This window comes from Sphingomonas aliaeris, from assembly GCF_016743815.1.
Taxonomy (GTDB): Bacteria; Pseudomonadota; Alphaproteobacteria; order Sphingomonadales; family Sphingomonadaceae; genus Sphingomonas; species Sphingomonas aliaeris.
In genome coordinates this window covers 387,110-411,687 of record NZ_CP061035.1, presented here as the reverse complement: position 1 = coordinate 411,687, position 24,578 = coordinate 387,110, and the positions used below count along the sequence as shown (strand labels likewise).

26 protein-coding genes and 1 pseudogene are annotated in these 24,578 nt (G+C 62.2%); 11 read left to right on the top strand and 16 right to left on the bottom strand.

The features are described from left to right. Nucleotides 1–478 precede the first annotated feature (478 nt). The 3 genes from H5J25_RS21780 to H5J25_RS01780 all read right to left on the bottom strand — a co-directional run bounded on the left by H5J25_RS21780 (nt 479) and on the right by H5J25_RS01780 (nt 4,025). Complete coding sequence (locus tag H5J25_RS21780; RefSeq protein ID WP_318781341.1) at nt 479–1,141, bottom strand: response regulator; 663 nt, start codon at nt 1,139–1,141, stop codon at nt 479–481. 38 nt (nt 1,142–1,179) lie between these two features. Next, on the bottom strand, nt 1,180–3,057 hold the full coding sequence (locus H5J25_RS21775; RefSeq protein WP_202094120.1) for a PAS domain S-box protein: 1,878 nt from the start codon (nt 3,055–3,057) through the stop codon (nt 1,180–1,182). Nucleotides 3,058–3,215: 158 nt separating this feature from the next. Beyond that, nucleotides 3,216–4,025, bottom strand: a complete 810-nt coding sequence (locus H5J25_RS01780; RefSeq protein WP_202094118.1) for a Crp/Fnr family transcriptional regulator — start codon at nt 4,023–4,025, stop codon at nt 3,216–3,218. 275 nt (nt 4,026–4,300) lie between these two features. Between H5J25_RS01780 and H5J25_RS21075 the strand changes: the two genes are divergently transcribed. After that, nucleotides 4,301–4,429: a hypothetical protein gene (locus H5J25_RS21075; protein WP_263973950.1), complete on the top strand. Its 129-nt coding sequence runs from the start codon at nt 4,301–4,303 to the stop codon at nt 4,427–4,429. A 14-nt stretch (nt 4,430–4,443) separates the two neighbouring features. Here the strand turns inward: H5J25_RS21075 and H5J25_RS01775 are convergent. After that, nucleotides 4,444–5,564 (bottom strand): IS3 family transposase gene (locus tag H5J25_RS01775; protein WP_202094116.1). Its coding sequence is split into 2 segments (ribosomal slippage): nt 4,444–5,315 and nt 5,315–5,564, totalling 1,122 coding nucleotides; the frame shifts between segments, so codons are not numbered across the junction. A 282-nt stretch (nt 5,565–5,846) separates the two neighbouring features. Then, nucleotides 5,847–6,599, bottom strand: a complete 753-nt coding sequence (locus tag H5J25_RS01770; RefSeq protein ID WP_202094115.1) for a Crp/Fnr family transcriptional regulator — start codon at nt 6,597–6,599, stop codon at nt 5,847–5,849. A gap of 101 nt (nt 6,600–6,700) precedes the next feature. Between H5J25_RS01770 and H5J25_RS01765 the strand changes: the two genes are divergently transcribed. The 3 genes from H5J25_RS01765 (at nt 6,701) to H5J25_RS01755 (ending at nt 9,433) form a co-directional block, all read left to right on the top strand. Next, on the top strand, nt 6,701–7,822 hold the full coding sequence (locus H5J25_RS01765; protein WP_202094114.1) for an alpha/beta hydrolase: 1,122 nt from the start codon (nt 6,701–6,703) through the stop codon (nt 7,820–7,822). Between the two features lie 61 nt (nt 7,823–7,883). Then, complete coding sequence (locus H5J25_RS01760; protein WP_202094113.1) at nt 7,884–8,957, top strand: catalase family protein; 1,074 nt, start codon at nt 7,884–7,886, stop codon at nt 8,955–8,957. A gap of 8 nt (nt 8,958–8,965) precedes the next feature. Next, complete coding sequence (locus H5J25_RS01755) at nt 8,966–9,433, top strand: hypothetical protein (RefSeq protein WP_202094112.1); 468 nt, start codon at nt 8,966–8,968, stop codon at nt 9,431–9,433. Nucleotides 9,434–9,460: 27 nt separating this feature from the next. On the opposite strand, the gene H5J25_RS01750 is transcribed toward H5J25_RS01755, so the two are convergent. Then, nucleotides 9,461–9,859: a VOC family protein gene (locus H5J25_RS01750; RefSeq protein WP_202094111.1), complete on the bottom strand. Its 399-nt coding sequence runs from the start codon at nt 9,857–9,859 to the stop codon at nt 9,461–9,463. Between the two features lie 245 nt (nt 9,860–10,104). Here H5J25_RS01750 and H5J25_RS01745 point away from each other — a divergent pair, with 245 nt between their 5' ends. Then, nucleotides 10,105–10,836, top strand: coding sequence for a hypothetical protein (locus H5J25_RS01745; protein ID WP_202094110.1), 732 nt, complete (start codon nt 10,105–10,107; stop codon nt 10,834–10,836). 19 nt (nt 10,837–10,855) lie between these two features. Here H5J25_RS01745 and H5J25_RS01740 read toward each other — a convergent pair whose 3' ends face one another. From H5J25_RS01740 to H5J25_RS01730, 4 genes are all read right to left on the bottom strand, one after another. Further along, on the bottom strand, nt 10,856–11,110 hold the full coding sequence (locus tag H5J25_RS01740) for a hypothetical protein (RefSeq protein WP_202094109.1): 255 nt from the start codon (nt 11,108–11,110) through the stop codon (nt 10,856–10,858). 174 nt (nt 11,111–11,284) lie between these two features. After that, the gene (locus H5J25_RS20440) at nt 11,285–11,509 is read right to left on the bottom strand and encodes a hypothetical protein (protein WP_225883275.1); all 225 of its coding nucleotides are present in this window, start codon (nt 11,507–11,509) and stop codon (nt 11,285–11,287) included. 89 nt (nt 11,510–11,598) lie between these two features. Next, nucleotides 11,599–11,991 (bottom strand): DUF1330 domain-containing protein, encoded by a 393-nt coding sequence (locus H5J25_RS01735; protein ID WP_202094107.1) that lies wholly within the window; start codon nt 11,989–11,991, stop codon nt 11,599–11,601. 21 nt (nt 11,992–12,012) lie between these two features. Next, a complete protein-coding gene (locus H5J25_RS01730; protein WP_225883474.1) occupies nt 12,013–13,068 on the bottom strand; it encodes a zinc-dependent alcohol dehydrogenase family protein in 1,056 nt (351 codons plus the stop codon). Nucleotides 13,069–13,170: 102 nt separating this feature from the next. On the opposite strand from H5J25_RS01730, the gene H5J25_RS01725 reads away from it, so the two are divergent. Then, the gene (locus tag H5J25_RS01725) at nt 13,171–13,800 is read left to right on the top strand and encodes a TetR/AcrR family transcriptional regulator (protein WP_202094105.1); all 630 of its coding nucleotides are present in this window, start codon (nt 13,171–13,173) and stop codon (nt 13,798–13,800) included. Here the strand turns inward: H5J25_RS01725 and H5J25_RS01720 are convergent. Then, nucleotides 13,797–14,090: a tautomerase family protein gene (locus tag H5J25_RS01720; RefSeq protein WP_263973969.1), complete on the bottom strand. Its 294-nt coding sequence runs from the start codon at nt 14,088–14,090 to the stop codon at nt 13,797–13,799. The genes H5J25_RS01725 and H5J25_RS01720 overlap by 4 nt on opposite strands. 434 nt (nt 14,091–14,524) lie before the next feature. On the opposite strand from H5J25_RS01720, the gene H5J25_RS01715 reads away from it, so the two are divergent. Beyond that, nucleotides 14,525–15,514, top strand: coding sequence for a zinc-dependent alcohol dehydrogenase family protein (locus tag H5J25_RS01715; protein WP_202094103.1), 990 nt, complete (start codon nt 14,525–14,527; stop codon nt 15,512–15,514). A gap of 82 nt (nt 15,515–15,596) precedes the next feature. On the opposite strand, the gene H5J25_RS01710 is transcribed toward H5J25_RS01715, so the two are convergent. After that, entirely contained in the window at nt 15,597–16,487 is an 891-nt protein-coding gene (locus tag H5J25_RS01710) for a LysR family transcriptional regulator (RefSeq protein ID WP_202094102.1), read from the bottom strand. A 95-nt stretch (nt 16,488–16,582) separates the two neighbouring features. On the opposite strand from H5J25_RS01710, the gene H5J25_RS01705 reads away from it, so the two are divergent. Together H5J25_RS01705 and H5J25_RS01700 are read left to right on the top strand one after the other, a co-directional pair. Continuing rightward, entirely contained in the window at nt 16,583–16,918 is a 336-nt protein-coding gene (locus tag H5J25_RS01705; RefSeq protein WP_202094101.1) for a nuclear transport factor 2-like protein, read from the top strand. Between the two features lie 84 nt (nt 16,919–17,002). Then, nucleotides 17,003–17,704, top strand: a complete 702-nt coding sequence (locus tag H5J25_RS01700) for an SDR family oxidoreductase (RefSeq protein ID WP_263973949.1) — start codon at nt 17,003–17,005, stop codon at nt 17,702–17,704. Nucleotides 17,705–18,045: 341 nt separating this feature from the next. Here the strand turns inward: H5J25_RS01700 and H5J25_RS01695 are convergent, their stop codons facing one another. Then, nucleotides 18,046–18,576, bottom strand: a complete 531-nt coding sequence (locus H5J25_RS01695; protein WP_202094097.1) for a rhodanese-like domain-containing protein — start codon at nt 18,574–18,576, stop codon at nt 18,046–18,048. Nucleotides 18,577–18,653: 77 nt separating this feature from the next. Here H5J25_RS01695 and H5J25_RS01690 point away from each other — a divergent pair, with 77 nt between their 5' ends. Together H5J25_RS01690 and H5J25_RS01685 are read left to right on the top strand one after the other, a co-directional pair. Beyond that, nucleotides 18,654–19,448, top strand: a complete 795-nt coding sequence (locus H5J25_RS01690) for a quinoprotein dehydrogenase-associated SoxYZ-like carrier (RefSeq protein WP_202094095.1) — start codon at nt 18,654–18,656, stop codon at nt 19,446–19,448. Then, entirely contained in the window at nt 19,445–20,392 is a 948-nt protein-coding gene (locus tag H5J25_RS01685; RefSeq protein WP_202095900.1) for a quinoprotein relay system zinc metallohydrolase 1, read from the top strand. The genes H5J25_RS01690 and H5J25_RS01685 overlap by 4 nt, the downstream gene beginning before the upstream one ends. Nucleotides 20,393–20,407: 15 nt before the next feature. On the opposite strand, the gene H5J25_RS01680 is transcribed toward H5J25_RS01685, so the two are convergent. From H5J25_RS01680 to acs, 3 genes and pseudogenes are all read right to left on the bottom strand, one after another. Next, the gene (locus H5J25_RS01680; RefSeq protein WP_202094093.1) at nt 20,408–21,097 is read right to left on the bottom strand and encodes a response regulator transcription factor; all 690 of its coding nucleotides are present in this window, start codon (nt 21,095–21,097) and stop codon (nt 20,408–20,410) included. Then, on the bottom strand, nt 21,094–22,533 hold the full coding sequence (locus H5J25_RS01675) for a HAMP domain-containing sensor histidine kinase (protein ID WP_202094091.1): 1,440 nt from the start codon (nt 22,531–22,533) through the stop codon (nt 21,094–21,096). Before H5J25_RS01675 ends, H5J25_RS01680 begins: the two co-directional genes overlap by 4 nt. A gap of 103 nt (nt 22,534–22,636) precedes the next feature. Continuing rightward, nucleotides 22,637–24,572: pseudogene (gene acs / locus H5J25_RS01670) on the bottom strand (acetate--CoA ligase). Between the last annotated feature and the right edge of the window lie 6 nt (nt 24,573–24,578).

Below are 24,578 nucleotides of genomic sequence, written 5' to 3'. Positions count from 1 at the left end.
AGAAGCCCAACTTTCCACCTTTTGTGGATCGCGGCCTGTCACTTTCGAGCGGTAATTTTGGTAGCCGCGCTGGGTTCGGGTGCGATGGTCGCAGTCCTAAACCATCGGTTCGAGTTAATGCCACCAATTATGTGGTATCATTGTATCATGGCTTTGCTTTGTAAAATACGGGGGCATCCCCCGTCGTCTGCGATGTATAACGAAGGACTGGACTTCTCGAAATGCTCCCGGTGTAACTTGGAATTGATCCGTCAACCGGGATGCGACTGGACGCCTGTTCCAGTCGGGCTGCGCGTCGTGTGGCATCCGCCGGGGCATCGAGGGTTGCACTGGACCAAAGCGATAAGCCGCGCCACAAGATAGCATTGCGGCCGAGGAATGTTTAATTAACCAGGACCACCGGGGCTGCCTCGGAAACTCGCGATGTCGTCTTTGCAGTTCGCGCCGAACGGTCCGCAGATAGATAACGCTGTGACGATCACGCTTTTTCCGCCTGCTTCCCTGTAGAGAAGGTTGAAAGCCGTGAAAGAGCGGCTTCCAACTCGGAGCTCCGGAAAGGCTTCGTCAGGCGCGGCAAGTCGGGCGCTATCCCTTCCGCTTCGGCGTAGCCGGACACGATCAGCACAGGCATTTTTGGTCGGTCTTGAAGTAGCTCCCGCGCAAGATCGACCCCTGTCATCCCAGGCATAAGATGATCCGTCACAAGCAGGTCGGGAGATAGCCCCTTCGCAACGAGCATCAGCGCGGCTTCAGCGGAGTCCGCCTGTCGGACCTCGTATCCAAATTCTTCCAGCATATCGGCGGTGCTATCCCGCACGACGTCCTCGTCGTCGACGAGCAACACCACGCCACGAGCATGGCTGATTGCGCCCGATGTCATGACAGCCTCATCGGTTTCGGGAAGCGTGGCACTTATTGGCAGCCAGAGTTCAATATTTGTCCCCACGCCGAGGCTGCTCTGGATGCTCAATGCACCACCCAGTTGGGCCGCTAGGCCGTGAGCCATGGAAAGACCCAAGCCAGTGCCTTTGCCCACTCCCTTGGTAGAGAAGAAGGGTTCGACCGCGCGTGCCAGTGTCGGCTCGTCCATACCGATGCCGGTGTCGGCAACTGACAGGCGCACGTAGTGCCCGCGCTTCAACGATGATGTGGGAGTTCGAACGCTTTCACGGATCGCGCTTATCCGGAGAGTACCCCCTCGGGCATCGCGTCGCGTGCGTTGACGCCCAAATTGAGCAACGCCATCTCGAGCTGATTGGGATCGGCCTTCGCAGGGGGTAGATCTTCCGCAATATCGACGACGACACGAACCTGCGGTCCGGTGGTGCTTGCAAGCAGGTCAGCCATGCCCTGAACGAGCACCCCGACGTCAACCGCAGTCGGCTGCAGCGGCTGACGCCGTGCAAATGCTAGCAAACGCTGCACCAGCGTCCGCGCCCGGTCTGCAGATTGAATTGCTCCCGCAATCAAGCGTTGTTCTCGCTCGCCTCCCAAGCCCTTCCGCTGAAGAAGGTCGAGTGAGCCAACGATTGGTGTGAGCAGGTTATTGAAGTCGTGAGCCACACCGCCGGTCAAGCTGCCCATTGCCTCCATCTTCTGACTTTGCCGCAAAGCCTCCTGAGCCTGCTCGCGCTCCTCAACCGCCTCCAAAACTCTAGCTTCCAGCGTAGCGTTAAGGTCGCGCAACGCCGCTTCAGCAGCGCGCCGCGCGGTAATCTCCACGGCAGTACCTGTGACGCGAATGCAGCGTCCCGTCTCGTCGAACACGCCGCGGCCTGTAGCCGCGACCCAGCGTTCGACGCCATCTTCTCTGCCAACCGTACGATATTCAACGTTGTAGAGAGCTCGCTGCTCCGGGTCTGCGGCCGCTAGGAACGCGGTCGTCGTCTTCGCTCGGTCTTCTTCATGAAGACCGTTGTAAAAGTCTTGCAGTGAAACCGGCACGTCTGCCGAGATGCCAAACATGGCCTTGGTTCGCGGTGGCCAGATCAATCGATCGTTGATGACATCGACATCCCAAAAACCAATCCCCGCATTACCAACGGCAAGGCGCAGCCGCTCTTCGCTTTCCCGCAATCGGGCTTCAGCTCCGACCCGTTCGACATGTGCCCAGCAACGCTCGACAACATCCCGCACCAGCAACACCTCGTCCGCCGTCCAGCCCCGCGCTTGGGTCTGATGAACCGCCATCATCGCAGCCAGGCGGCCGTTTTTGATCAGCGGGCAGCAGATGATTGCTTCGATGCCGATCGCGTGAAACATCTCCCGACCCTCGTCAGCCGCGAGTTCGGCACTGACATTGTGTACGACAAGAACCTGTCCCGTACGCAGATTGGCAGTGGCTCGCGGGCCGAACAGGTCGAGATTATAGTCGCCAACGGAGCTGGTCATGCCTGGGGCGTTCCAGTCGTTTCTGATCCAGAATCGGTCCGCGTCGGCATCGACATCTGCGTAAGCGCAACGGGAGGCACCAAGCTCCCGACCCAACATCTCGGTAGCCACGGTCATTGCCGAGGACGCATCGGCAGCCGCGAAGAAACGATCGTTCATCTCACCGAGGAGCCGCAGGCGAGCCTCACTCGCACGAAGTGCCGCCTCCGAACGCTTCTGCTGGGTGATGTCGCGAAACAGCACGGCTATCATCCGTTCGCCGCTGATGCGGAATGCGTATACGTCCCACCACCGGCCAAGCGGAGTCGAATAACTCTCGAAACGTGCAGGCTCGCCGGTCAGGGCTACCCGACCATAGGTGTCAAACCAGACCTGATCCTGGTCGGCAGCGATCTCGCGCATCCATCGGCCTGCCGCGTTTTCGATGCCAGTTTGTTTCTCGAAGGAAGGACTGACCTCGATGAAGCGGTAGTCGGTTGCGCGATTGTCTTTATCGAAGGCAACCTCGATCGTGCAAAAGCCCTGATCGATCGCATTGAATAAGGCCGAGTAGCGTTCTTCGGCGTCCCGCAGCTCTGCTTCGGTCGTGCGCAGGCGATCGATTATTTTCTGTTCGGCCGCAGCCTCCTGATTTCCACCCTCTGCGCCGCTCGGTAAGATATTCACCCTAATCACCTTGTTAAACTGGGGGGCTGTTCGCCGGGCATCGACATTCGCCTACAACGCCGGCCGATCTCAAACGCCTACAATCGACTGAGCCATCTATGTGGCGGCTTAGGGGGAACAACTTTGGAATTAAACCGAGCCGGGTCGAGTGTCTATAATCAGGCGTCGGATCGGCCATACCTATCGCCAGCGCCTCGGCTCGATTCTCCGTTCTGAACTGACTCGGCAATAACAGCGTCGCTCTGCCGTCCGAGGTGAAGGTAGCGCGGATCGAAGCCTGCCATTTTCATTGTTGCTGCCTTATCGGGAAAGCGAATGGTGCGGCCATTGCGGGCGATAAATCCTTCGTCTTCCAGAATTCGGAGCGACCGATTTACGTGAACTGACGTGAGGCTGGTCGCGTCGCCTAGCTCTTCCTGCGACATCGGAAGATAGAAGCCATCAGTGGTCGATTGACCGTTTGCTTCGAGCCTGACGGCAATCTCGCAGAACAGGTGCGCAAGCCGTTTTCTGGCATCGCGACGTCCGATATTGAGTAGCCATTCCCGGAAAATGGATGCATCGACCTGCCCGTTCACTGCGAAGGCGTGAGTCAGCGCTGGCCGCGACATCACAACCGTTTGGAGAGCATGCCGGGGGATGATCGCAACGCGAGCTTCCCCGAGCGCCTGCACAGTATGATCGGCACAATCGAGGAACATGTGTTGCGCGTCCAACGGATCTCCTGCGATCTGAATGGCGAGAATCTGTCGTTTTCCATCTGCCGATAGCTTCTGGCGAATTGCATACCCCTGGAGCAGGATGGCGCAGTAATCTGGTTTGGTGCCCTCGCGAACTATGTAACCGCCGGTTGGAATTGTTTTATGATGCTGCGGTAAGGCTGAGAGAGCGGCCTTGTCATGTTCACCGAGATCTACAAGCCTGTCCAATTTGTCGAACAGTACCTGCAACAGGATGGGCTTCAGCATATCGCTCCCTCAAACCAAAGCGACCTCTGCCCACCTCCAGCGCTAACACTAGGGTGCGTCGTTCAGGCTATCTTAAATTCCAACTGATCGATTTCATTAACATGAATCGTGCCCGGTCATATTTACTCGCCGAGTTTGCGGATGGCGGTTCGAGGTGCATCTCGAGATTCTCGAAAAACGGGGTTGAGGCCTACGAAGAAGATCGAACCTCTTAATCCAGTTTGTGGCTTTGATCTGCGCGGCATCGGTATCCCGTTCGTATGGCAAACTACACCGTGACGATCGTCAACGAACATTTCACCTCGAGCGGCGAACATGAAGCCGCCGACAACATACAAATTTGGAAACAGGCTATTTCGAGCGCCATCACCGTGGCCGCAGAGCAGGTCTCACATGGCAACTGACCTGCTCCCCGTTTTCAGGCCGCTGATAACTTAGCTTCGGTTTCCATATGCCCCTGGCGGGGGCGGTTCGTAAACTCGGCGGGTGCCATCCCGCCAAGACTGCTGTGCGGACGCACGGTGTTGTAGTCCGTCCGCCATGCCTCGATGATCCGTCTCGCCGCAGCCAGCGAGGGGAACAGGTGTTCGTTCAGACACTCGTCGCGCAAGCGACCATTGAACGATTCCACAAAGCCATTCTGCTGCGGCTTCCCCGGGGCGATGTAGTGCCACTCGACCCCGGTGTCTTGACACCAGGCGAGGACGGCATGACTAGTCAGCTCGGTGCCGTTGTCGCTGACCACCATGCACGGCAGCCCGCGACGCTCGGCGATGGCGCTCAGCTCGCGAACGACCCGCCGACCCGACAGCGAGGTGTCGACGATGCATCCCAAGCATTCCCGGCTGTAGTCGTCGATGACGTTGAGCATGCGGAACCGCCGGCCGCAGGCCAACGAGTCCGATACGAAGTCGAGCGACCAGCGCTGGTTGGATTCTTGCGGGATCGCCATCGGCGCCCGCGTGCCCAGCGCGCGCTTGCGACCGCCACGCTTGCGTACGGTCAGTCGCTCCTCGCGATACAGCCGATACACCTTCTTCAGGTTCATGCCCTTGCCCTCCCGCTTGAGCAGGATCGCCAGCCGTCGATAGCCGAAGCGACGACGTTCGTTCGCGATCTCGCGCATCCGCGCGCGGACAGCATCGTCCTTCCCGCGAAGCGGCTCATATTGCCACGCCGACCGGTTGACCCCGATCAGCCTGCAGGCGCGACGCTCGGAGAAGCTGTGGTCGGCCATCAGCTTCTCCACCGCAGCGTAGCGATCTCCAGACCGGGTCAATTTTTTCCCAGCAGATCCTTCAGCGCCGACACGTCGAGCATCGACTCCGCCAGCAGCTTCTTCAGCCGGCGGTTCTCGTCCTCGAGCGCCCGCAACCGCGCCGCCTCCGACACGGTCATCCCGCCGTACTTCGCCTTCCAGTTGTAGAACGTCGCGTCACTGATTCCATGCTTCCGGCACAAGTCGGCGGTCTTCACGCCGGCCTCATGCTCGCGCAGCACGCCAATGATCTGATCCTCGGTAAATCGGCCTCGCCGCATCACTCGTCTCCATCTGACGAGCTAACTTACCAATGGCATGAATTCTGGGGAGCAGGTCACAACCCCTTCTTCGGGGCAGAGGTGACGGTTACGAAAGGCAAGGAGCAGATCGGTCGATACGTCGTGTCTGTGGGCGCGACGCCTCTCAAGGATTGACTCTGGCGATCCAGGACGACGTGGTTGCTTTAGAAGTGCTACGTAAATGAATCGATATGAAAGGGGCGTAGCTGGCGGGCGTGACCTGGCTGATACGTGTTTTTCAAACAGGTTCGGCGTTGCATATCATCCTAATAGACGAGCATATTCTCTTTCGGGCTGACCGTAGGTGTCGCCAGCCAAGATCAAAAGTTTCGCCCTGTCCTGCACCAAGACCCTCGCCCGGACAGCGCGGATAGCATGCTCTTCTTCCAAGCGGTGCAGTGCATCGGTGATGCTGCTCCGACGAACTCCCAGCATCAGCCGGAACTCCTCATGGGTCATGCAGATCTCATCAGCCTGAACCCGATCATGGTAGAGCAGGATCCAGCGGGCCATGCGACGTTCGATAGAGTGGGCTAGCGAAGAAACGATCGTCCTACCCATCTGCATCATGAAGACATGGGTAAAGCGAAGAAGGGTCATCCGGAGAGTAGGGCTACGTTCAACCGCCTCCATCAGAGCAGCGGCCGATATACGCATAGCTCGCCCTTGCTCCGCGCGCATGGTGATGTCGTAGGGTGAACGATCGTCGCCCATCAACAGTGGCCACCCAATAAAACCTTCGGCGCCCAACAATCCAACCGCATAGCGCCGATCATTATCCAGCGAGTCCAGCACCCCGGCGATACCCTGTTCCAGAAAGCAGATGCTGTCGATCGGTTCGCCGGTGCGGGTGATGAAGTCGCCCACAGCGAACGACGCTGGAACCAGATGCGGCGAGAGGAGAGCAAAATCTTCGGCGGACAGGCTCGCCAATAGGCGATTACCATTGAGACCGTTGGGAGGTTGCCTCGCGGTACCAGACGCTGAATTCATGAAAGATACGACAGTCGACATTACTTGCTCCTACGCCCCGCCGTGGCGCGATTTGGCACGGTTCCGTACAGAAACGTAAACCCCTCCTGCTTGGTTCATGCCGACAGTAATAGGAGGAAGACATGGTTTTGTTATCGAAGCGTCGCGTTGCCGGCGGTCTCTTTGTGGCCGCGCTGCTCAGTGCCTCGGCCGGTGTCCTGGCGCAATCGGCGCGCTCGCCTAGCGCACCCGCCCCCGCCGCACCGCCAGCCACCTCGGTTCAGCCGCCGAAGGCCGCGCCTGATATGCAAATGGTTCTTGATGCTCTGGCCGGTCTTGGCGGCGAACCGATCGAGACGCTGACGCCGGCGCAAGCCCGGATGCAGCCATCTGCCGCTGACGGCGCGAAGGCGGTCATGGCCAAGAAGGGTATGTCGACCGCCCCCGATCCGTCGGTCGATACGCAGGACCTGCCATATGGCTCCGATCCGAAGCAGTTTGCCCGCATATATAGGCCGGCATCGGCCCCTGCCGGTGGCAAGCCGATGCCGGTCGTGGTCTACTATCATGGCGGCGGCTGGGTAATTGCCGATGTGAACACCTACGACGCGGCGCCGCGAGCGATGGCCAGAGCACTGAATGCCATCGTCGTATCGGTGGAATATCGCCACGCGCCTGAGTTCAAGTTCCCGGCGCAACATGACGATGCCGCCGCGGCCTACCGCTGGACGCTGCAAAAGGCGGCAAGCTGGGGCGGTGATTCCACTAGAATCGCGGTCGCGGGCGAAAGCGCCGGTGGCAATCTGGCGGTTGCGACTGCGATCTACGCACGGGACAACGGGCTGACCGTACCGCGCCATATCGTGTCTGTGTACCCGATTGCGAACAGCAGCATGACGCTGCCGTCGCGCAGGGACTCAGCTAACGCGAAGCCGCTGAATGCAGCGATGCTGAAGTGGTTCGGCTATTACTATCAGACCAGCGCAACCGATGCTCAGGATCCCCGCCTTAATCTGGTTGCGGCCAATCTGCGCGGCTTGCCGCCTACCACGATCATCAATGCACAGATCGACCCTCTCCGATCTGATGGCGAGACGCTGGCAGCGGCGATGCGAGGGGCGGGAGTGAAAGTCGAGCAGAAGTCGTTCCCCGGCGTCACGCACGAGTTCTTCGGCATGGCGGCGGTTGTTCGCGGCGCCAGGGATGCCAATGATCTTGCCGTATCGCGGTTGAAGGCAGCGTTCGCGGTGGCACCCCGCCGTTAAGCAATTGCACGGGGCGCCAACTGCGGCGCCCCGTCATTTTAATTCCCGACAGGAGGTCCCATTGATCAACACCCCCGTTCGCTACCGGCCTGATGTGGAAGACCTTCAGCCGGACGAGGATGAGACGATCGCAGGGCTTTGCTCGGCATTCGATGTCATTCTGGAGCGAACCGCAAAGGATTATGGCCACGCGGTGCGCTCGGTTCACGCCAAGGCTCACGGCGTGATGATTGGCGAGTTGATCGTCGATACTGATTTACCTCCAGAGCTGGCCCAGGGTCTGTTTGCGACACCGGGCAGGCACAAGGCGCTGCTGCGCATGTCGACCAACGCTGGTGATATCCTGCCTGACGCGATCAGCCTTCCGCGTGGCCTTGCGATGAAGGTCTTCGATGTCGATGGTGAACGCCTGCCGGGGTCTGAGGGCAACGCGCAGGACTTTGTCATGGTCAACGGCACCGTCTTTCAGGCGAAGACGGCCGACAAGTTTTTGGGCAACCTCAAGCTTCTTGCAAAGACGACCGATCGGTTGGAAGGCACCAAGACGGTCCTGTCATCGGTGCTCCGCAGCGTACGAGGCGCGCTTGAAACTGTCGGTATCGAGAGCCCGGCGATCAACTCCCTGGGCGGTGCGCCTAATGTCGAGCCGCTGGGTGAGACCTATTACAGCGTCACGCCTTTCCGCTACGGCGACTATATCGCCAAGTTCAGTCTGAAGCCGATAGCGCCATCTCAGGCCGTGCTGACCGGCGAGCTGATCGACGTCGACGGTCGGGAGGACGCCATCCGCGAGGACGTGCAGGTAGAGATGCGCGGCCTGGATGCGGAATGGGAGTTTCGCGTCCAGCTCTGTCTCGATCTCGAACGGCAGCCGATCGAAGATCCAACCGTCGAATGGAATGAATCGGAAGCGCCGTTCCGCAGGATCGGTACGGTCCGCGTTGCGGCGCAGGACAGCTGGGACCCGGCGCGGGTGCAACAGATCAACGAAGAGACAAGATTCGGCGTGTGGACCGGCATTGCCGCGCATCAGCCGCTCGGCAACATTAACCGTGCCCGCAACGCACCCTACCGCCATTCCGCCGATTTCCGCGCGAGGGTCAATGCCTGTCCATATCGGGAGCCCGGCGCATAAGTCGCCCCGTGGACGGCCGCAAGCTGGCCGGTGCTATTGCTGGCGAGTTGGTGGCCGGAGTGCGCATCACCGCCATGCTGATGCGCAATGAGCGCAAAAGCAGTGAACCATCCGAGATCGCCAATATCAAGCGCGCTGGCCTTGCCAAATTAGGCCGGGAGGTTCCTTCGCAGGAGCAGCTACCTGACACTCGCGAGCAGGTAGTGATTCAGGGAGGCCACCTGTTGCTGTCTGCTGCGGCAGGCGCGGCGTACGCGCTGACAACCGACCGCGATGCCGCGCTCTTACCCAGTGGCATTGCCTTCGGCTTGGCCTTTTACGGGGCGATGCACTGGATCGTTGGGCCGACGCTTGGCTTGAAGTCGCCGGAGTGGCGTCCGGATCGCACCACCCTAGTTATGCACACGGTCAATCACATAGGGTTCGGCCTCGTCACCGCGGCGGGCGCTGCGCTGGCGGGGCATGGGAGCAAATGACGCGACCCCACGTGATCGACGATGCAGCTACTTGGGAAAATGAATCCCACAAAGTTTGTTGCCATCGGGATCGCGGAAATACGCCAGCTCGATTGCACCCATGGAAGGGGTCGTTCGCGGCCCCGGTGGTGCTTCGATCGACGTGCCGCCGTTTGCAATGGCGACGTCGTGGAACTGCTTCACTTGCTCGGGCGAATTACACGCGAATGCGACGGTGCTGCCGTTCGCCACGGTCGCGGGCTCATCGTTGATAGGCTCGGTGACGACGAAATTGGTGCCGTTCTCGTTGCGGTAGAACAGGCGGGTATGACCGCTGCCTGCGATATTGAGCGTCGCCTCGCTCACGCCGAGGACGCTCAGCACTTCGTCGTAGAAGCGCCTGGACCGCTCGATATCGTTCGAACCCACCATTGTATGAAACAGCATGGTCTATCTCCTGACAGATGGCTGCCTCATGCAAGGCACCTGTACGTGTCCCATAGCCAAGACAGACGCGCAGTCACACCTCGTTCGTCATCGACGTCGCCTGAGGGTAGCAGAAAGGCGTGCGGCCAGGCGGGCGAAGCAATAGTAACCAAGCTTCGGCGTTGCCTGAAGACAAATGGCGTACGACGGTGCAGGACATCTTGGCGCGGACATCCTGCTTCGCGCAGATCCAGGAATGTGACACGATGATCATGAAGAGCTTCGCGCTGCTCGGCAGCGCAATTGTCGCCTTGGGCGGATGCAGTGGCCCAAGCTCGAACGAGGCAAACGGGACAGCGGCGTCGGGTCCGGCAACGACCGCGACCCGCGTCCGCGGCGTCGTGCAGTCCGTTGGTCCAAATGCGCTTGCGGTGCAGACCTATGATGGTCGTGCTGTGTCCGTGCCGCTCGACACCACGACTGGCTTCGCGTGGGTGGTTGATTCCAGTCTTTCCACGCTGAAGGACGGCGATTTCATCGGCGCGGCAACGACAGGGGCCGGAGACACAGTGCGCGCAGTCGAACTGGTCATTTTCCCGGAATCGATGCGCGGTACAGGCGAGGGTCATTATGACTGGGACGTTCCTGGCGTTGTCGCCGCGGCTGGTGGCGACGCAAGCGGATCAAGCGCCATGACAAATGGCACGGTTGAGCAGCAAAGCGCGATGACCAACGGTACCGTCGAGCAACAGAGTGCCATGACCAACGGCACGGTGACAGATGGTGCGGGCAAGCCCGGCGAGACGACGCTGACCGTCTCCTACAAGGGCGGAAAGACCAGAGTTCTCGTGCCGGCCGGCACGCCGGTGGTCCGCTTCGAGCCGACGCAGCGGTCAGTGCTGGCGAAAGGTCAGAAGGTTTTCGTCGTCACTGACGCGAGCGCGCCCAGAGCCAAGTTCGTCGCGATCGGCAAGGACGGGATCACACCGCCAATGTAACCATCCGTTTGGCGCCGCGTCACAGCGTCGGGGAAAAGGTTACTATGCGGGGCAGCTTGGCGGCGCGTAGTTCGTCCGCCAAGTCCCGCCACTGAATGCCGCTCCTCCCGCCGACGTCGAAGGTGCCGGGTTGACCGTCGGCGATAGGTAAAGCTGCATCACCAAATATTTCCCTGAGTGCAGCCGTCATATCGAGAATGCGTTGGCGGTGACCTTCCGAGCCCGCTTGGACCGAAAATGCAGTATCTGAAGAGAGGTCATGGTCAGGGTTCATGATCGAGATACGGCGGGTGCAGCGGTTTCGATGCAAGTCTGCGGGGTGGAGCAGGGCGCCGGTGCTCGAGATGTCACCAGCTTCGTACGCAAGGTAACATGATCGTACGACTTGGACGCTGCTCGATACGGGTGAAATGCTCAGTCGATAGGCAGTCTCAAACTCTACGTTTCGTTAGTCAGGCGTGAATGCCGGTTCCACTCTTCTGTTGCGCTTTCGCAGCGACATGAACGAATGTCTGAAGCCAGAAAGACAAAGCGTTGCCGGGAACGTCTGCTTGTGGGTCAGACCAGACAGCACCGTCCGTAATTGGCGATTATGATCGTTGCCTTGTGACAGGCCTGAAAGACCCACTTCCAGACATTCGCTGGCCGTTTTCGGCTCGCCAACTTCAGCCATTCATTTATGTCTACGGCGTCGCTTGTCAGCCCTGGACGCTATGCTGTCTTTGGCGGAGCAAAGGCCGGGTGGCCTGTAGCGGACCGCAGCTATTCGCCGACGACGATCAGGCCGTTAGAGGTTGCCGCCGCTTGTCGCATGGCCTTGAGCGGTTGATATCCGGGCGCGTCGTAGAAGTCATGGACGGCTTGGCGGTTCGGAAACTCCAGCACGACGAGCCAGGTCGGCGACCAGCGTCCCTCGACGATCTCAGGCTGGAGTTCCTTTGCGAGCGGTTTGCCGCCGAACCGCGCCGCCAAGGCGATCGCCGCCCCCTCGTATTTGGTCATTGCAGGCAGATCACGGACAGTAAGATCAATGAGAACAAGGACGGTCATGTGCGCTGTGCCTGATGAGAAAGGATTTTGGTGTGGTGTCACTGCTCTGACCAGACGATAGTTCGAGATCGAGGCAGACGACGGCCGCTCCGTCGATGAGGTCATCAACGGAGCGACAGTGAACTGTCATTCTGCGGTAAAGTCGAGGATTACCTTGCCGCCGCGCTCCGCGTGGATGGCTGCCTCCACTATGGCGGATGGCGGATAAACACCGCTGACCGGAGTATGCAGCGCCCCACTCACGACGAGCGGAAGTACGTCCCGGATGGCTGCGGGCGCGGCAGCAGCCGAGTCCGGGTTGCCAAGGAAGAAGCCGCTGACGGTAACTTGTTTGAAAATGGGCGACCACGCGGGGATCGACATGGTCGCGCTGTCGAGAATGGAATAGGCAACGACAGCAGCGCGGGGCGAAACGATATCGGCGAGCAGGCCGATCGCCTCGCCGCCAACGGAGTCGATACCCAGCCCAACTCGGCCGCCCTCGACGGCTTTTTCGGCTGCAGCCTTGGCGTCCTCGCCCGCAACCAGAACGACATCGGCGCCCGCTGCCTCCAGTTCACTGACAAGTTCGGGGCGGCGGACTATGTTGAGCGTCTTGTAGCCTCGAGCCTTGGCAATGCTGATCACGGCTCGACCAACGCTCGAATTAGCGGCGTTTTGAACGACCCAGTCACCCGGATCCAACGTCGTGTATTCGCTAAGCAGGAGAGCTGCAGTCGCCGGATTGATGCCGAGCATCGAAAGCTGGTGCAGGTCAGCATCCGGCAGGGCGAATAGACCCGCCGCAGAGATGGTCATTCGTTCGCGCCACAGCCAGGTGAAGGTTGGAAGAAGCACACGGTCTCCAATCGCGAGATGATCGACGTTTGCACCCAAGGCAATGACGCGGCCGACCCCCTCGTTGCCGACGGGGCCCGGCGTCGTTGGCAGGACGGGGAAGCCGCCCTTGATCACATAAAGGTCGTGAGGGTTGAACGGAGACGCCTCAAGCTGAACGAGCACCTCGTTGATACCGGGAGGGGTCGGTTCAGGAAAATCGGCGAACTGCAGCACCTCGCGCGGCTCGCCGAAGGCGGAAATCTGGATTGCTTTCATCACGATGGTCCTTTGATCGAGCAGCAAGGCCGCGGCAGTAATTAATGGAGCGTGCGCTCCATAAAGCGCTTTGATCCTCCCAATCATGGCCGTCAACGTAAAAGTGGAGCTAACGCTACGAATATGTTAGCTGGCGGTTGAAAGCATGTACGGCGTCGGCTCAGGCCGCATGTTAGGAGACGAAGCACGATGACGAGCAAGGGTGAGACGCAGGCCTCTCGTGGGCGCGGCCGGCCACGGCTGTTCGATCGGGCGTCGGCGCTCGACCGGGCGATGCGCGTCTTTTGGGACAGAGGTTACGAAGGCGCGACCTTCGATGAGTTGATCGCCGCGATGGGGGTCAGCCCCTCGAGCTTTTATAACGCTTTCGGTAACAAAGAGGCTCTCTATCGAGAGGCTGTCGGCGCATACCTCACTGGGCCGGGCGGCTTCTTCCCCAAGGCTTTGGCTGGCGAGGGCTCGGCACGTGATGCGTTCGCACGGCTGATGAAGGCTACGGCGGCCGCGTACACCGACGTTACAGGACCTGCGGGCTGCATGGTCTCACTTGCTGGAATGCATGACGCCCCCGAACGCGCCGATTTCCGCGATTTTATGCGTGAGGTCAGAGGGCGGTCGCGCGCATTGATGGTTGCGCGTCTCGACGAAGGCGTACGAATGGGCGACCTTCCTAAAGAGGCCGACGTCGCTCAGATCGCCGACTTTTTTGAGACAGTGTTCAGAGGCATGGCGGTCCGTGCGCGTGACGGCGCCGATCGCGGCATGCTCGAAAAAACCGGCGCGATGGCGCTCAATGCTTGGCCGGGCGGGCCGGCCTAGTCATCCCCCTTGTCAAACGGGCTGAAACCTTGCCCGAATGAGAAGTTCTCCGACGGCAATGGAATGAGGGTCACGAATACATCGTCCGGTCTGATGCCGACATTGTCGTGGAGGCGCTGGACGATCTCACTCAGCAGCTTTCGCTTTTCCGCCATCGGACGTGATGCCGGGATGTGAACGGAGATGACGATCGCACCCGCTGAACACTCCACATCCTTGTACGTGGGATGCAGGAACATGAAGCCTTCGCGATGCTCGTCGATTACGACGAACTTGTCCTCGGGTGGCAGGCCAAAGCTATCCTGGAGTCAGTGCGCGAGGGAGTCCGCAATCGCTTTGCGCTGATCCAGAGAAAATAGATCCTTGGGAACGTGAACGTTGAAAAACGGCATGACGTGATCCTCATTGCGTCGACTTGAACGGCGTAGCGTTAAATTGGAGCCTTGCCTCCATAAAAACGTTTGTGTGCGATCTGCGGAGTCGTCAATCATTTTTGGAGCTACACGTCCAAACCCTCGCGTTTGGCGCCTTCTTTTGGCGCATCGCTTCGGGCTAGTGCAGGCATCAGTTACAGCACGGTGAGCCAGGGGGAACAAAGCGCGCCCAGACGACAGGACAAGACAAAATGGAGCCGCACCTTCAAATATGTTGACGCTGCGTTGAGCGTCTCCTAATGCATTTTTGGAGCACGCGCTCCCTAAAATGATGCACTTGGAGATATCTGATGATCCGAGCAGTTCGAATTCACGGGTATGGTGACGCCAGCGTTCTCCGGATTGAGAATGTGGAGGTCCTAGCGCCCGCTGCCAACGAGGTTCAGATCAAGGTCAAGGCGATCGGAATCAACCGTGCCGAGGTTATGTTCCGTACTCACACCTATCTACAGGAAGCGAGCTTCCCAAGCCGGCTTGGCTACGAGGCTTCGGGCGTCGTTGAGATGGTTGGAGCATCGGTCACGGGTTTCGTCGTCGGTGATGTTGTCAGTGTCATCCCCTCGTTGGATATCACTGACGGCGGCACCTACGGCGAACTGGTCAATGTGCAATCGCGCTTGGTGGTCAGGCATCCCGAGAACTTGTCCTTCGAGGAAGCCGCAGCGGTTTGGATGCCATACGTTACCGCGTGGGGCGCTCTTATCGAGCAGGCAAAGCTGTGCCGGGGCGAAGCGGTCATCATCTCCGCAGCGTCCAGCAGTGTCGGTATCGCGGCGTTTCAGATCGCGAAAATCGTTGGCGCGACTGTAATTGCGACGACGCGAACCGGCGCAAAGCGGCAGGCCCTTCTTGATGCCGGCGCCGACCATGTCGTAGCGACGGATGAAGAGGACCTTGTTGCGAGAGTTCTTGAGATAACTCACGGCAGCGGCGCTCGGGTCGTGTTCGATCCAGTCGGCGGCCCATCGTTCGGGCCTTTGACGGCGAGCATGGCACGTGGTGGGATCCTGCTGGAATATGGTGTGCTCAGCGCTGAGCCAACGCCGTTTCCCTTGCTTACCGTTCTGAGCAAGAGCCTGACGCTGAAGGGTTACCTTTACACCGAAGTCGTGTCCGACGATGCGATCCTCGTACGCGCCAAGACCTTCATCACGGACGGTTTGGTGTCGGGCGCCCTCAGGCCCCTGATCGCACGTACTTTCGCCTTTGCTGACATCCAGGACGCTCACCGCTTCCTGGAATCCAACGAGCAAATTGGCAAGGTCGTCGTTACCGTCTGATCCAATTTCAGCCAATAACTCGTGCTTTGGAGAACCCGCCATTCGCTCGTCGGCACGCTTGCCTTCGTGCAAATGTCATTCTTCAGCCAACCTCGCGGGCCATGTCGATTAACGCCTTGAACGCGGCGGAAGGATTGCGCCGGCTCGGGTAATAGAGGCTTAGGCGCGCCAACGGCGGCGTCCAGTCCTGAAGCACGCGGACAAGTCGTCCCGCTTCGATGTCTTCTCGCACGTCGGATACCATAAAGTATCCGATACCGACGTGATCCAGCACCGCCATCCGGGCAAGGCTCGCTTCGTCGAGCGTGATCGGACCGTGGACGTCGACCTGAAGCGACTCTGCGTCCTTTTGAAACTGCCAGCGATGCAGGGCGCCGTTCGGGAGACGAATGCGTAGGCAAGCATGTCGCATCAGGTCGGGGGGTACGAAGGGCTCGCCATTGACCTCGAAATACGTCGGTGATCCAACCACGGCAAAGCTGCGCGGAGGGCCAACCGGGATGGCAATCATGTCGCTTGGCACAAGATCAGCGCTTCTCAGACCGAGATCGAACCCCGCCTCAACGATGTCAACGATTCGCCCCTCGGTGACCAGGTCGATATGCACCTGCGGATAACGCCGGATGAATTTGAGCAGAAGCGGTCGCAGAACCTCTCGCGCACCTGCCGCAAAGGCGTTTATGCGCAGTGTTCCGGACGGCGTCTCCAGCTGCGAACGGGCGACGCTCATCGCATCGTGCAAAGTCCTAACCGCGGGCCTGACCTGTTCGACGAAGGTCTGGCCTGCATCTGTGAGAGAGACGCTGCGGGTCGTGCGATTGAACAGACGGACGCCGACACGACGCTCGAGTTTGGCGATCAAGTTGCTCAGAGCCGTCGCCGACAAACCGAGTTCCAATGCGGCAGCGCGGAACGATCCCCGCCGCGCGATTGCGAGGACCGCATCAAATTCGCTGAGACCGTCACCGGGCATTATCCCGATTTCCGGGACGTAAGATGTCGATTTGCGTCGATTATCATTGATAATCTTATCGCTAGATTGTGCTCGTCCCGTCAAGGAGCCGAGCAATGATCATCGAACTTCCCACGCCCATTACGGATTATGTCGCGGCAAACGCCCGTCTGGATCTGAACGGAATGCTCCAGCCGTTCGTGCCCGACGCCGTCGTCTTCGACGCGGGCATTAACAAGAAATTCGAAGGACGGGTTCAATTGCGAACTCTGTTCGAGGAAGAGGTTATTCCAGTGAAGGCAATCTTCACGCCAGAAGCGGTCCGCCACGAGAACGGCAAGGTAGTGGTCGAAGGGCCAGCGCATGGCGACTTTCCGGGCAGCCCCCTCCGGTTCACCTACACCTTCACGCTCGAAGGCAATGCGATCAGGGCGTTGGAGATTACGCTGTGAGTGCCGCGATCGATGCGACTGAGTTCGCCGGCAAGCGTGTCCTTGTTAGTGGGGGGGACCAAAGGATTGGGCCGCGCAACCGTCATGCGCTTTCTGCAAGGGGGCGCTCGGGTCATTACCGCCGCCCGTAGCGACGCCGAACCGATAGCTGGTGCTATCTTCGTCCGGGCGGATCTGACAACTCCCGACGGCAGCCACGCGCTTGCCAACGCGGCGCTAGACAGGATGGGCGGGATCGACATTCTGGCGCATGTGGTTGGCGGGTCAGGGTCGCCGGGCGGCGGCTTTGTCGCGCTGACAGACGAGCACTGGCTTGCCGAAATGAACCTAAACCTGCTTGCCGCCGTCCGGCTTGATCGCCTGCTCGTCCCGCAGATGATCGATCGACGCGCTGGCACGGTGGTGCATGTCACTTCGATTCAGTCGATCCTGCCTCTGCAGGAATCAACCACCGCCTACGCCGCCGCTAAAGGCGCGCTAAGAACTTACAGCAAGTCTATTTCTAAGGAGCTGGGCCCTAAGGGCGTGCGGGTCAACTCCGTCTCGCCCGGCTGGATCAACACCGAGGCTGCGACCGACTTTCTCGAGCGCCTGCAGGCCGCGAATGGCGGCAAGATCGAGGAAGCGCGGCAACTGGTGCTCGATGGCTTGGGCGGCATCCCGATCGGACGGGCGGCAGAACCTCATGAAGTGGCTGATCTGATCGCCTATCTGGCCTCGGATCGCGCCGCCGCGATCCACGGTGCCGAATTCATCATCGATGGCGGCGCGGTCCGAACCGTTTGACGTCCCTGGCCGGGGAGGATGCTTATCGGCAACCAACCCGGCAGCGATAGTGCAGCAGTACAGACCAAACTCCCAACAAGAATTACATTCGTTAATCGTCGCAGGGGCGGGAATGACCCAAACCCGGTCGTTCATGATGCCGTTCGCACGTCTCAACTTCCGCCATTCGTTCATCTCGAAAACTAGGTCGCGATTCGCAGACGCATCAATTGCGCCGGAAGCGCAACGCTTTGATAACGTCTTCGAGCCTAGGCGAACTGATCCGTCCCATCGGCGGCGTCGGCGGCTTCTCGATCCCTTTTACCTTTCGCTGGCAATCGAGTGCATGATGCGACCCCAAATCACCGGTCGGGCCTGGCGTCGGCGAGCGTGCGGCCAGACTCCTTCCAGCCGTCTAATCCCTCGGAGAACCAGTTGATCCGCGTGTAGCCGGCGCGGCGCAGACGGCGCGCGGCGTTCCAGCTCATCCAGCAATCGGCGAGGCAGAAGACGACGACACGCGTATCGCGACGGCCGCGCGTGAGACGCTTCACCCCATCGGCGAACCACGCGCCGATGCCGGCCGGCTGGATGCCGCGACCAGCCTCCGGATACCAGTGCGCGCCGGGGATGGTTGCATGGGGCATGGCGAGACGCCAGGTGCCTTCCGCGTCGCGAACCGCCCCCTCGGCCGGCGTCACGTCGAGAAACACCGCCTTGCCGCGCAGCGCCGCGGCCTGCCGCGCATCGATCCGCACGACGCCTTCCGGCACCGAATCGACCACCCCGCGATAGGCGGTAAGGCGGTAGCCCGTGACGGGATCGAACAGCGGCGCGTCCTGCGCCGACGCCGACGTGGCGATCACCAGGAGCAAAGCGGCGGCGGTCTTCATCGTGGGTCTCCCATGCGCCCTTGGTCCCATAGTAGCGCGGCGGAGAATGGTGATAAGATGGCCGTTAGGAGAAGATCATGGCCCTCAAAATGCCCCTCGTCGTCGCTGCCTTGCTGGCGGTCGCCCCCTGCCCCGCGCTCGCCAAGCTGCCGGTGGACCCGCTGGGCTCGCCGACATGGACTGCGCTCGGCGCGACATTCTTCGGTAACGATCCGGTCCGGTTCGACGACCGGGTGAAGGTGATCTATCCCGAAATCGCGGAGAACCAGCGCAGCTTTCCCGTGACGGTCGATGCGCGCGGCATAGCGGGCGTGAAGCGCGTCATCCTGTTCGCCGATCTGAACCCGATCCCGCTGGCGATCGATTACACGCCGACCGCTGCGGCCGCCTTCCTGTCGACGCGGATCAAGCTCGACCAGCGCACGCCGGTACGCGGGGCGGTGCAGCTGGCCGACGGCAGCTGGCTGGTGAGCGGCGGCTGGGTCGATGCGGCGGGCGGGGGCTGCTCGATGCCGCCGCTGAGCCGCGCCAAGGGCGACTGGGCAGAACACCTGGGCGAGGTGCGCGGCGTGGCGCAACACGACGCGGGCGGCACGCGCGTGGCGCTGGCGTTCCGGCATCCGATGGATACCGGGTTCGTTGGCAACACGCCGATCTACAATCTGGAAACCGTCGAGCTGAAGCGGGCCGACGGCAGCAGCTTGGGCAGCATACAGATCGAGGCGTCGGTCGCCGAGGACCCGACGATCACGGTGATGCCCGAGGCGGCGGTCGGCGACCGGATCGTACTGGCGGGGCTCGACACGAACGGCATCGCCTATGCCGGCACGCTGGCGGTGAAGGCGGCACCCGCCGCGCTCGCCGCGCGCTGATGCTCGCTCGTCGCGCGGTACTGGCCGGCCTCGCCGGCGCGCTTGCCGCGCCTGCCTGGGCGCAGGCGCTGACCTACAAGATCCGGCCCGAGGCGGTGGGTGACGGCATCTGGCTGATCCGTGGCACCGACGGGCCGATCGAGATGGCCAATGGCGGCGCGATCGCCAACCTGACGATCCTCGCGACGCCCGCCGGTACGGTGCTGGTCGATTGCGGCACGTCGCTGCGCTACGGCTTGCAGCTGAAGCCGCTGGTCGAGCAGTTGACCGGGCAGAATATCGTGCGCGTCTACCTGACGCACCTGCATCCCGATCATATCTACGGCGCCGGGGCGTTCGATCCGGCGATCGTCGCCGCGACGCCCCAGCTGATGGATATCCTGAAGAGCGAGGGCGAGAGCTTTACCGCCGGCATGTACCGCCTGCTCGGCGACTGGATGCGGGGCACGATCTTCCACATGCCCGGCAAGACGATCGACGGTCCGAGCGAGGAATTCGGCGGGCGTCGTTTCCGCCTGCTGCCACTCGCCGGGCATAGCCCGGCCGATCTCGCGGTGCTCGACGAGCAGACCGGCACGCTGATCGCCGGCGACCTGGTGTTCCACGACCGCGCGCCATCGACGCCGCATGCCGATCTGGCGACATGGCGGACCAGCCTAAATACGCTGAAGGCGGTCGCGCACAAGAGCGTGGTACCCGGGCACGGGCCGATCGATCCCACGCCGAACGCCGCGATCGACCAGACACGCGACTGGCTGGACTGGCTGGAGCCGGCGTTGCGCCAGGCGGTGGCCGAAGGGCGCGACATGGTCGCGGCGGGCGAGATGCCGATCCCGCCGCGCTTCGCACGCGTCAAGGCCGCGCGGTACGAACTGCAGCGGTCAGTGTCACACCTCTATCCGGCGCTGGAGGCGGAGCTTCTGCCCCGGATCGACGGGAAGTAGCCCCGATCGATCAAGTCATGTCAGTCGAAAGCCCTGGCCTCTGACCGTGGCGATCGTCGGGGCGCCGTCGATCCCGGCAATGCGCCGCCGGAGATAGCCGATATAGACGTCGACATTGTTCTCGGTGCGATCGGCCTCCTGCCCCCACACGCCGTCGAGCAGCGCCGTGCGGGCCACGACCTGCCCGGCCCGTTCGGCAAGGAAGGCGAGCAGGTCGAATTCGCGCGGCGATGCCATGACCTCCGTAGCGCCGATCGTCGCGCGGCGGCGGTCGAGATCGAGCGCCAACGTGCCGACCGCGAGCAGGCGGCGACCACCCTGCCCGCGCCGCACGAGCACCTTGAGCCGCGCGACCAGTTCCTCGAACGCGAATGGCTTGGGCAGATAATCGTCCGCGCCGACGCGGAACCCGTCGAGCCGGTCGTCGAGCGACGCGCGCGCGGTGAGCATCAGGACTGGCACATCGATCCCGTCCCGGCGAAGCGTGCGGCACAGATCGAGCCCGTCCATGTCCGGTAGTCCGAGATCGAGCACCGCAGCGGCATAGCCCTCGCTCGCCAGCGCGGTCGCGACCCCGTTGCCGCCGCGCCGCCAGTCGACCGCATAGCCCTCGGCAGCCAGCCCGCGGCTGACGAACCGGCCGATACCGGGATCGTCCTCGACCAGAAGGATGCTGGCGCTTGCCGCGCCGGGCAGGATGTTCATGCCGCGAGCGGCAGATCGATGCGCACCGCCAGCCCGCCGCCGACGCGGTTGGCCGCGCCGATCGTCCCGCGATGCGCCTCCGCCACCCAGCGCGCGACCGCGAGCCCGAGCCCGGAGCCGCCACGACGGTCGGTCGCTCGGTAATGCGTATCGAACAGATGCGGCAGATCGGCCTCCGACACGCCCGGCCCATCATCGGCGACGGTCAGCGTGGCGCGCCCGGCTTCGCGAGCGAGCGTCAGGTCGATCCTGCCGCCGCCGCCATGCTTGACCGCATTGTCGATCAACGCGAGCAGCGCCTGGTGCAGCCAGCTCGCGTCGCCCCGCAGGCGCAGCGCCTGCGCCGATCCCGTCAAGGCGATCTCACTGCCGCTGGAGCGCGCGAACGGCCCGGCCTGTCGCGCAACGTCGCGCATCACCGCGGCAACATCGATCGGCACGCTCGCGATCATTAACCGGCCGTCCTCGGCACTGGCGAGCGCCAGCAGATCCTCCAGCCGGCGCTGCACGAACTGTCCGTTGGCGACGACATGGCCGAGTGCGTCGCGCAGCGCGTCGGGCGGGGTCGCGACATCGCGCAGCGCGACCTCGGCCTCGCCCATCATCACCGTCACGGGGGTGCGCAGCTCATGGCCGACCTGCGCGAAGAACAGGCGGCGGTTCGCGTCGATCGCAGCCAGCCGTTCGTTGCGGTCGGCGAGGGCAGTGGTCCGCTCGGCGACCTGGGCTTCGAGATGGCGGCTGGCGGCGGCGATGCGATCAGCCATCGCGTTGAAGCCGTGCGCGAGATCGTCGAAATCGCTGAACCCGCTCGTATCCACGCGCGCCGTGTCGCCCTGCGCCAGCGCGGTTACGCCGCGGCGCAGCGCACCGATCGGCCGCAACAGGTTGGCGAGCATCCACAGCATGGCGAACATGCCGGCGAGCGCCACGAGGATCGGCAGCAGGATCGCGGTTCCCGTGCCGGTCCGGCGAAGCGTGCGCATCGCCGCGAGCGCATCGTCCGCCTCGATCCGCTCCGACGTGACGATCGCGCGCGCCAGGACCCGGAAGCGATCGATGTCGCCTGCCCGTCCGCGCGCGATCAGGGTGGCGAGTTCGGCGGCCTGGCGCGCTTCGATCGCCTGTGCGGGCAGCGCGTCCTTCGGGACGATCGGCGTTTCGGCCTCGATCGTACGGCGATAGGTCGCCACCGATCGGGCGAGGTCGGCCAGCGCGGCGGTGCGTCGGTCCGGCGGAGCGGCGGGGACGGCGTTGAGGTCCGCCTCCAGCCGCGTGACGAGTGCCAGCTGCGTCTGCGAGCGCGACACGCGATCGAGCAACCGGTCGGCGCGCGCGAGACCGACCGCCAGCGTGATCGCCATCGCGGCAAGCGCCAGCAATGCCGCGGCACCGGCGGCGATCAGCGCGCGCTTGAACGATCCGGTCGATCGCATTCTCGTCCCCCCCGTGAGCGGCGAGTGTCGGGGTCGGGGGATGCCGCCGCCATTGGACGAAGGTACTACTCCCCTCCCTGCAAGGGAGGGGAGTAGAGTGGATTTACCCCACCCGGTTCGCCACCAGATCATCGACCACGCTCGGGTCCGCCAGCGTGCTGGTGTCGCCAAGGCTGGAAACGTCCCCTTCCGCGATCTTGCGCAGGATGCGGCGCATGATCTTGCCCGAGCGGGTTTTGGGCAGGCCGGGGGTGAACTGGATCGCGTCGGGCGTGGCGATCGGGCCGATATCCTGCCGGACCCATTTGACGAGCTCGGTGCGCAACGCATCGGACCCCGTCTCGCCCGCGTTCAACGTGACGTAGGCGTAGATGCCCTGCCCCTTGATGTCGTGCGGGAACCCCACGACCGCGGCCTCGGCGACGGTCTTGTGCAGCACCAAGGCGGATTCGACTTCCGCCGTGCCCATGCGATGGCCCGACACGTTGATCACGTCGTCGACGCGACCGGTGATCCACCAGTATCCGTCCGGAATCGCGGCGCGCGCCGTCGCCGGTGAAGTACGTGCCCAGATAGGTGCTGAAATAGGTCTGGAAGAAGCGCTCGTGATCGCCCCACACGGTGCGCATCTGCCCCGGCCAGCTTCGCGCGATGACGAGATTGCCTTCCGCCGGACCGTCGAGCACCGCGCCCTCGGCATCGACCAGCTTCGGCTCGACGCCGAAGAACGGGAAGGTCGCGCTGCCGGGTTTCAGCGCGGTCGCGCCGGGCAGCGGCGTGATCATGTGCCCGCCGGTCTCGGTCTGCCACCATGTATCGACGATCGGGCAGCGCCCCTCGCCGACGACGTCGTGATACCAGCGCCACGCCTCGGGGTTTATCGGCTCGCCGACGCTGCCGAGCAGTTTCAGCGACGTACGGCTCGTGCCCGTGACATGGTCGTCCCCTTCCTTCATCAAAGCGCGCAGAGCGGTAGGGGCCGTGTAGAGTTGCGCGACCTGGTGGCGATCGACCACCTCCCACATCCGCGCCGGGCTCGGCCAGTTGGGCACGCCTTCGTACATCAGCGTCGTGACGCCGTTGGCGAGCGGGCCGTAGACGATATAGCTGTGCCCGGTGACCCAGCCGACGTCCGCCGCGCACCAATAGACGTCGTCCGGCTCGACATTGAACACCAGATCGTGCGTCATCGCCGCCCATAGCAGGTAGCCGCCGGTGGTATGGACCACGCCCTTGGGCTTGCCGGTCGAGCCGCTGGTGTAGAGCAGGAACAGCGGGTCCTCCGCGTTCATCGGCTCGGGCGGGCACTCCATATCGGCGGTGGCGATCAGATCGCCGTACCAGACATCGCGGCCCTCGGTCATCGCGATGTCGCCGCCGGTTGCCTTGACCACGATCACCGTGTCGAGGCTCGGCGCGAGTTTCGCCGCGGCATCGACGTTGGCCTTCAGGGGCACGCGCTTGCCACCGCGCCGGCCCTCGTCAGCGGTGACGACGATGCGGCTGTCGCAATCGGTGATCCGCCCGGCGAGCGCCTCGGGTGAGAAACCGCCGAACACGATCGAATGGATCGCGCCGATCCGCGTGCAGGCGAGCATCGCCACCGCCGCCTCGGGAATCATCGGCAGGTACAGCGTGACGCGGTCGCCCTTCCTGACTCCCCTGCCCTTCAGGACGTTGGCGAAGCGGCATACCTCGGCATGGAGTTCGGCATAGGTGATGCGGCGCGGGTCGGCAGCGGGATCGTCGGGTTCCCAGACGATCGCGACCTTGTCGCCGCGTGTCGCCAGATGCCGGTCGAGGCAATTGGCCGAGACGTTGAGCTGGCCGTCGGCGAACCAGCGCACCGCGAAGTTCTCTTCGGCAAAATCACTTTCGTCGGCGACCGTCGGCGCCTTTATCCAGTCGAGCCGCTTGGCCTCTTCGAGCCAGTAGCCGCTCGAATCGTCGAGCGACCGGGCATGTTCGCGCGCATAGCCCGCGGCGTCGATCCGGGCATTCGTCCAGGCGGCCGGCACCGGATAGGTCTCGTCGGTCATCTCGTC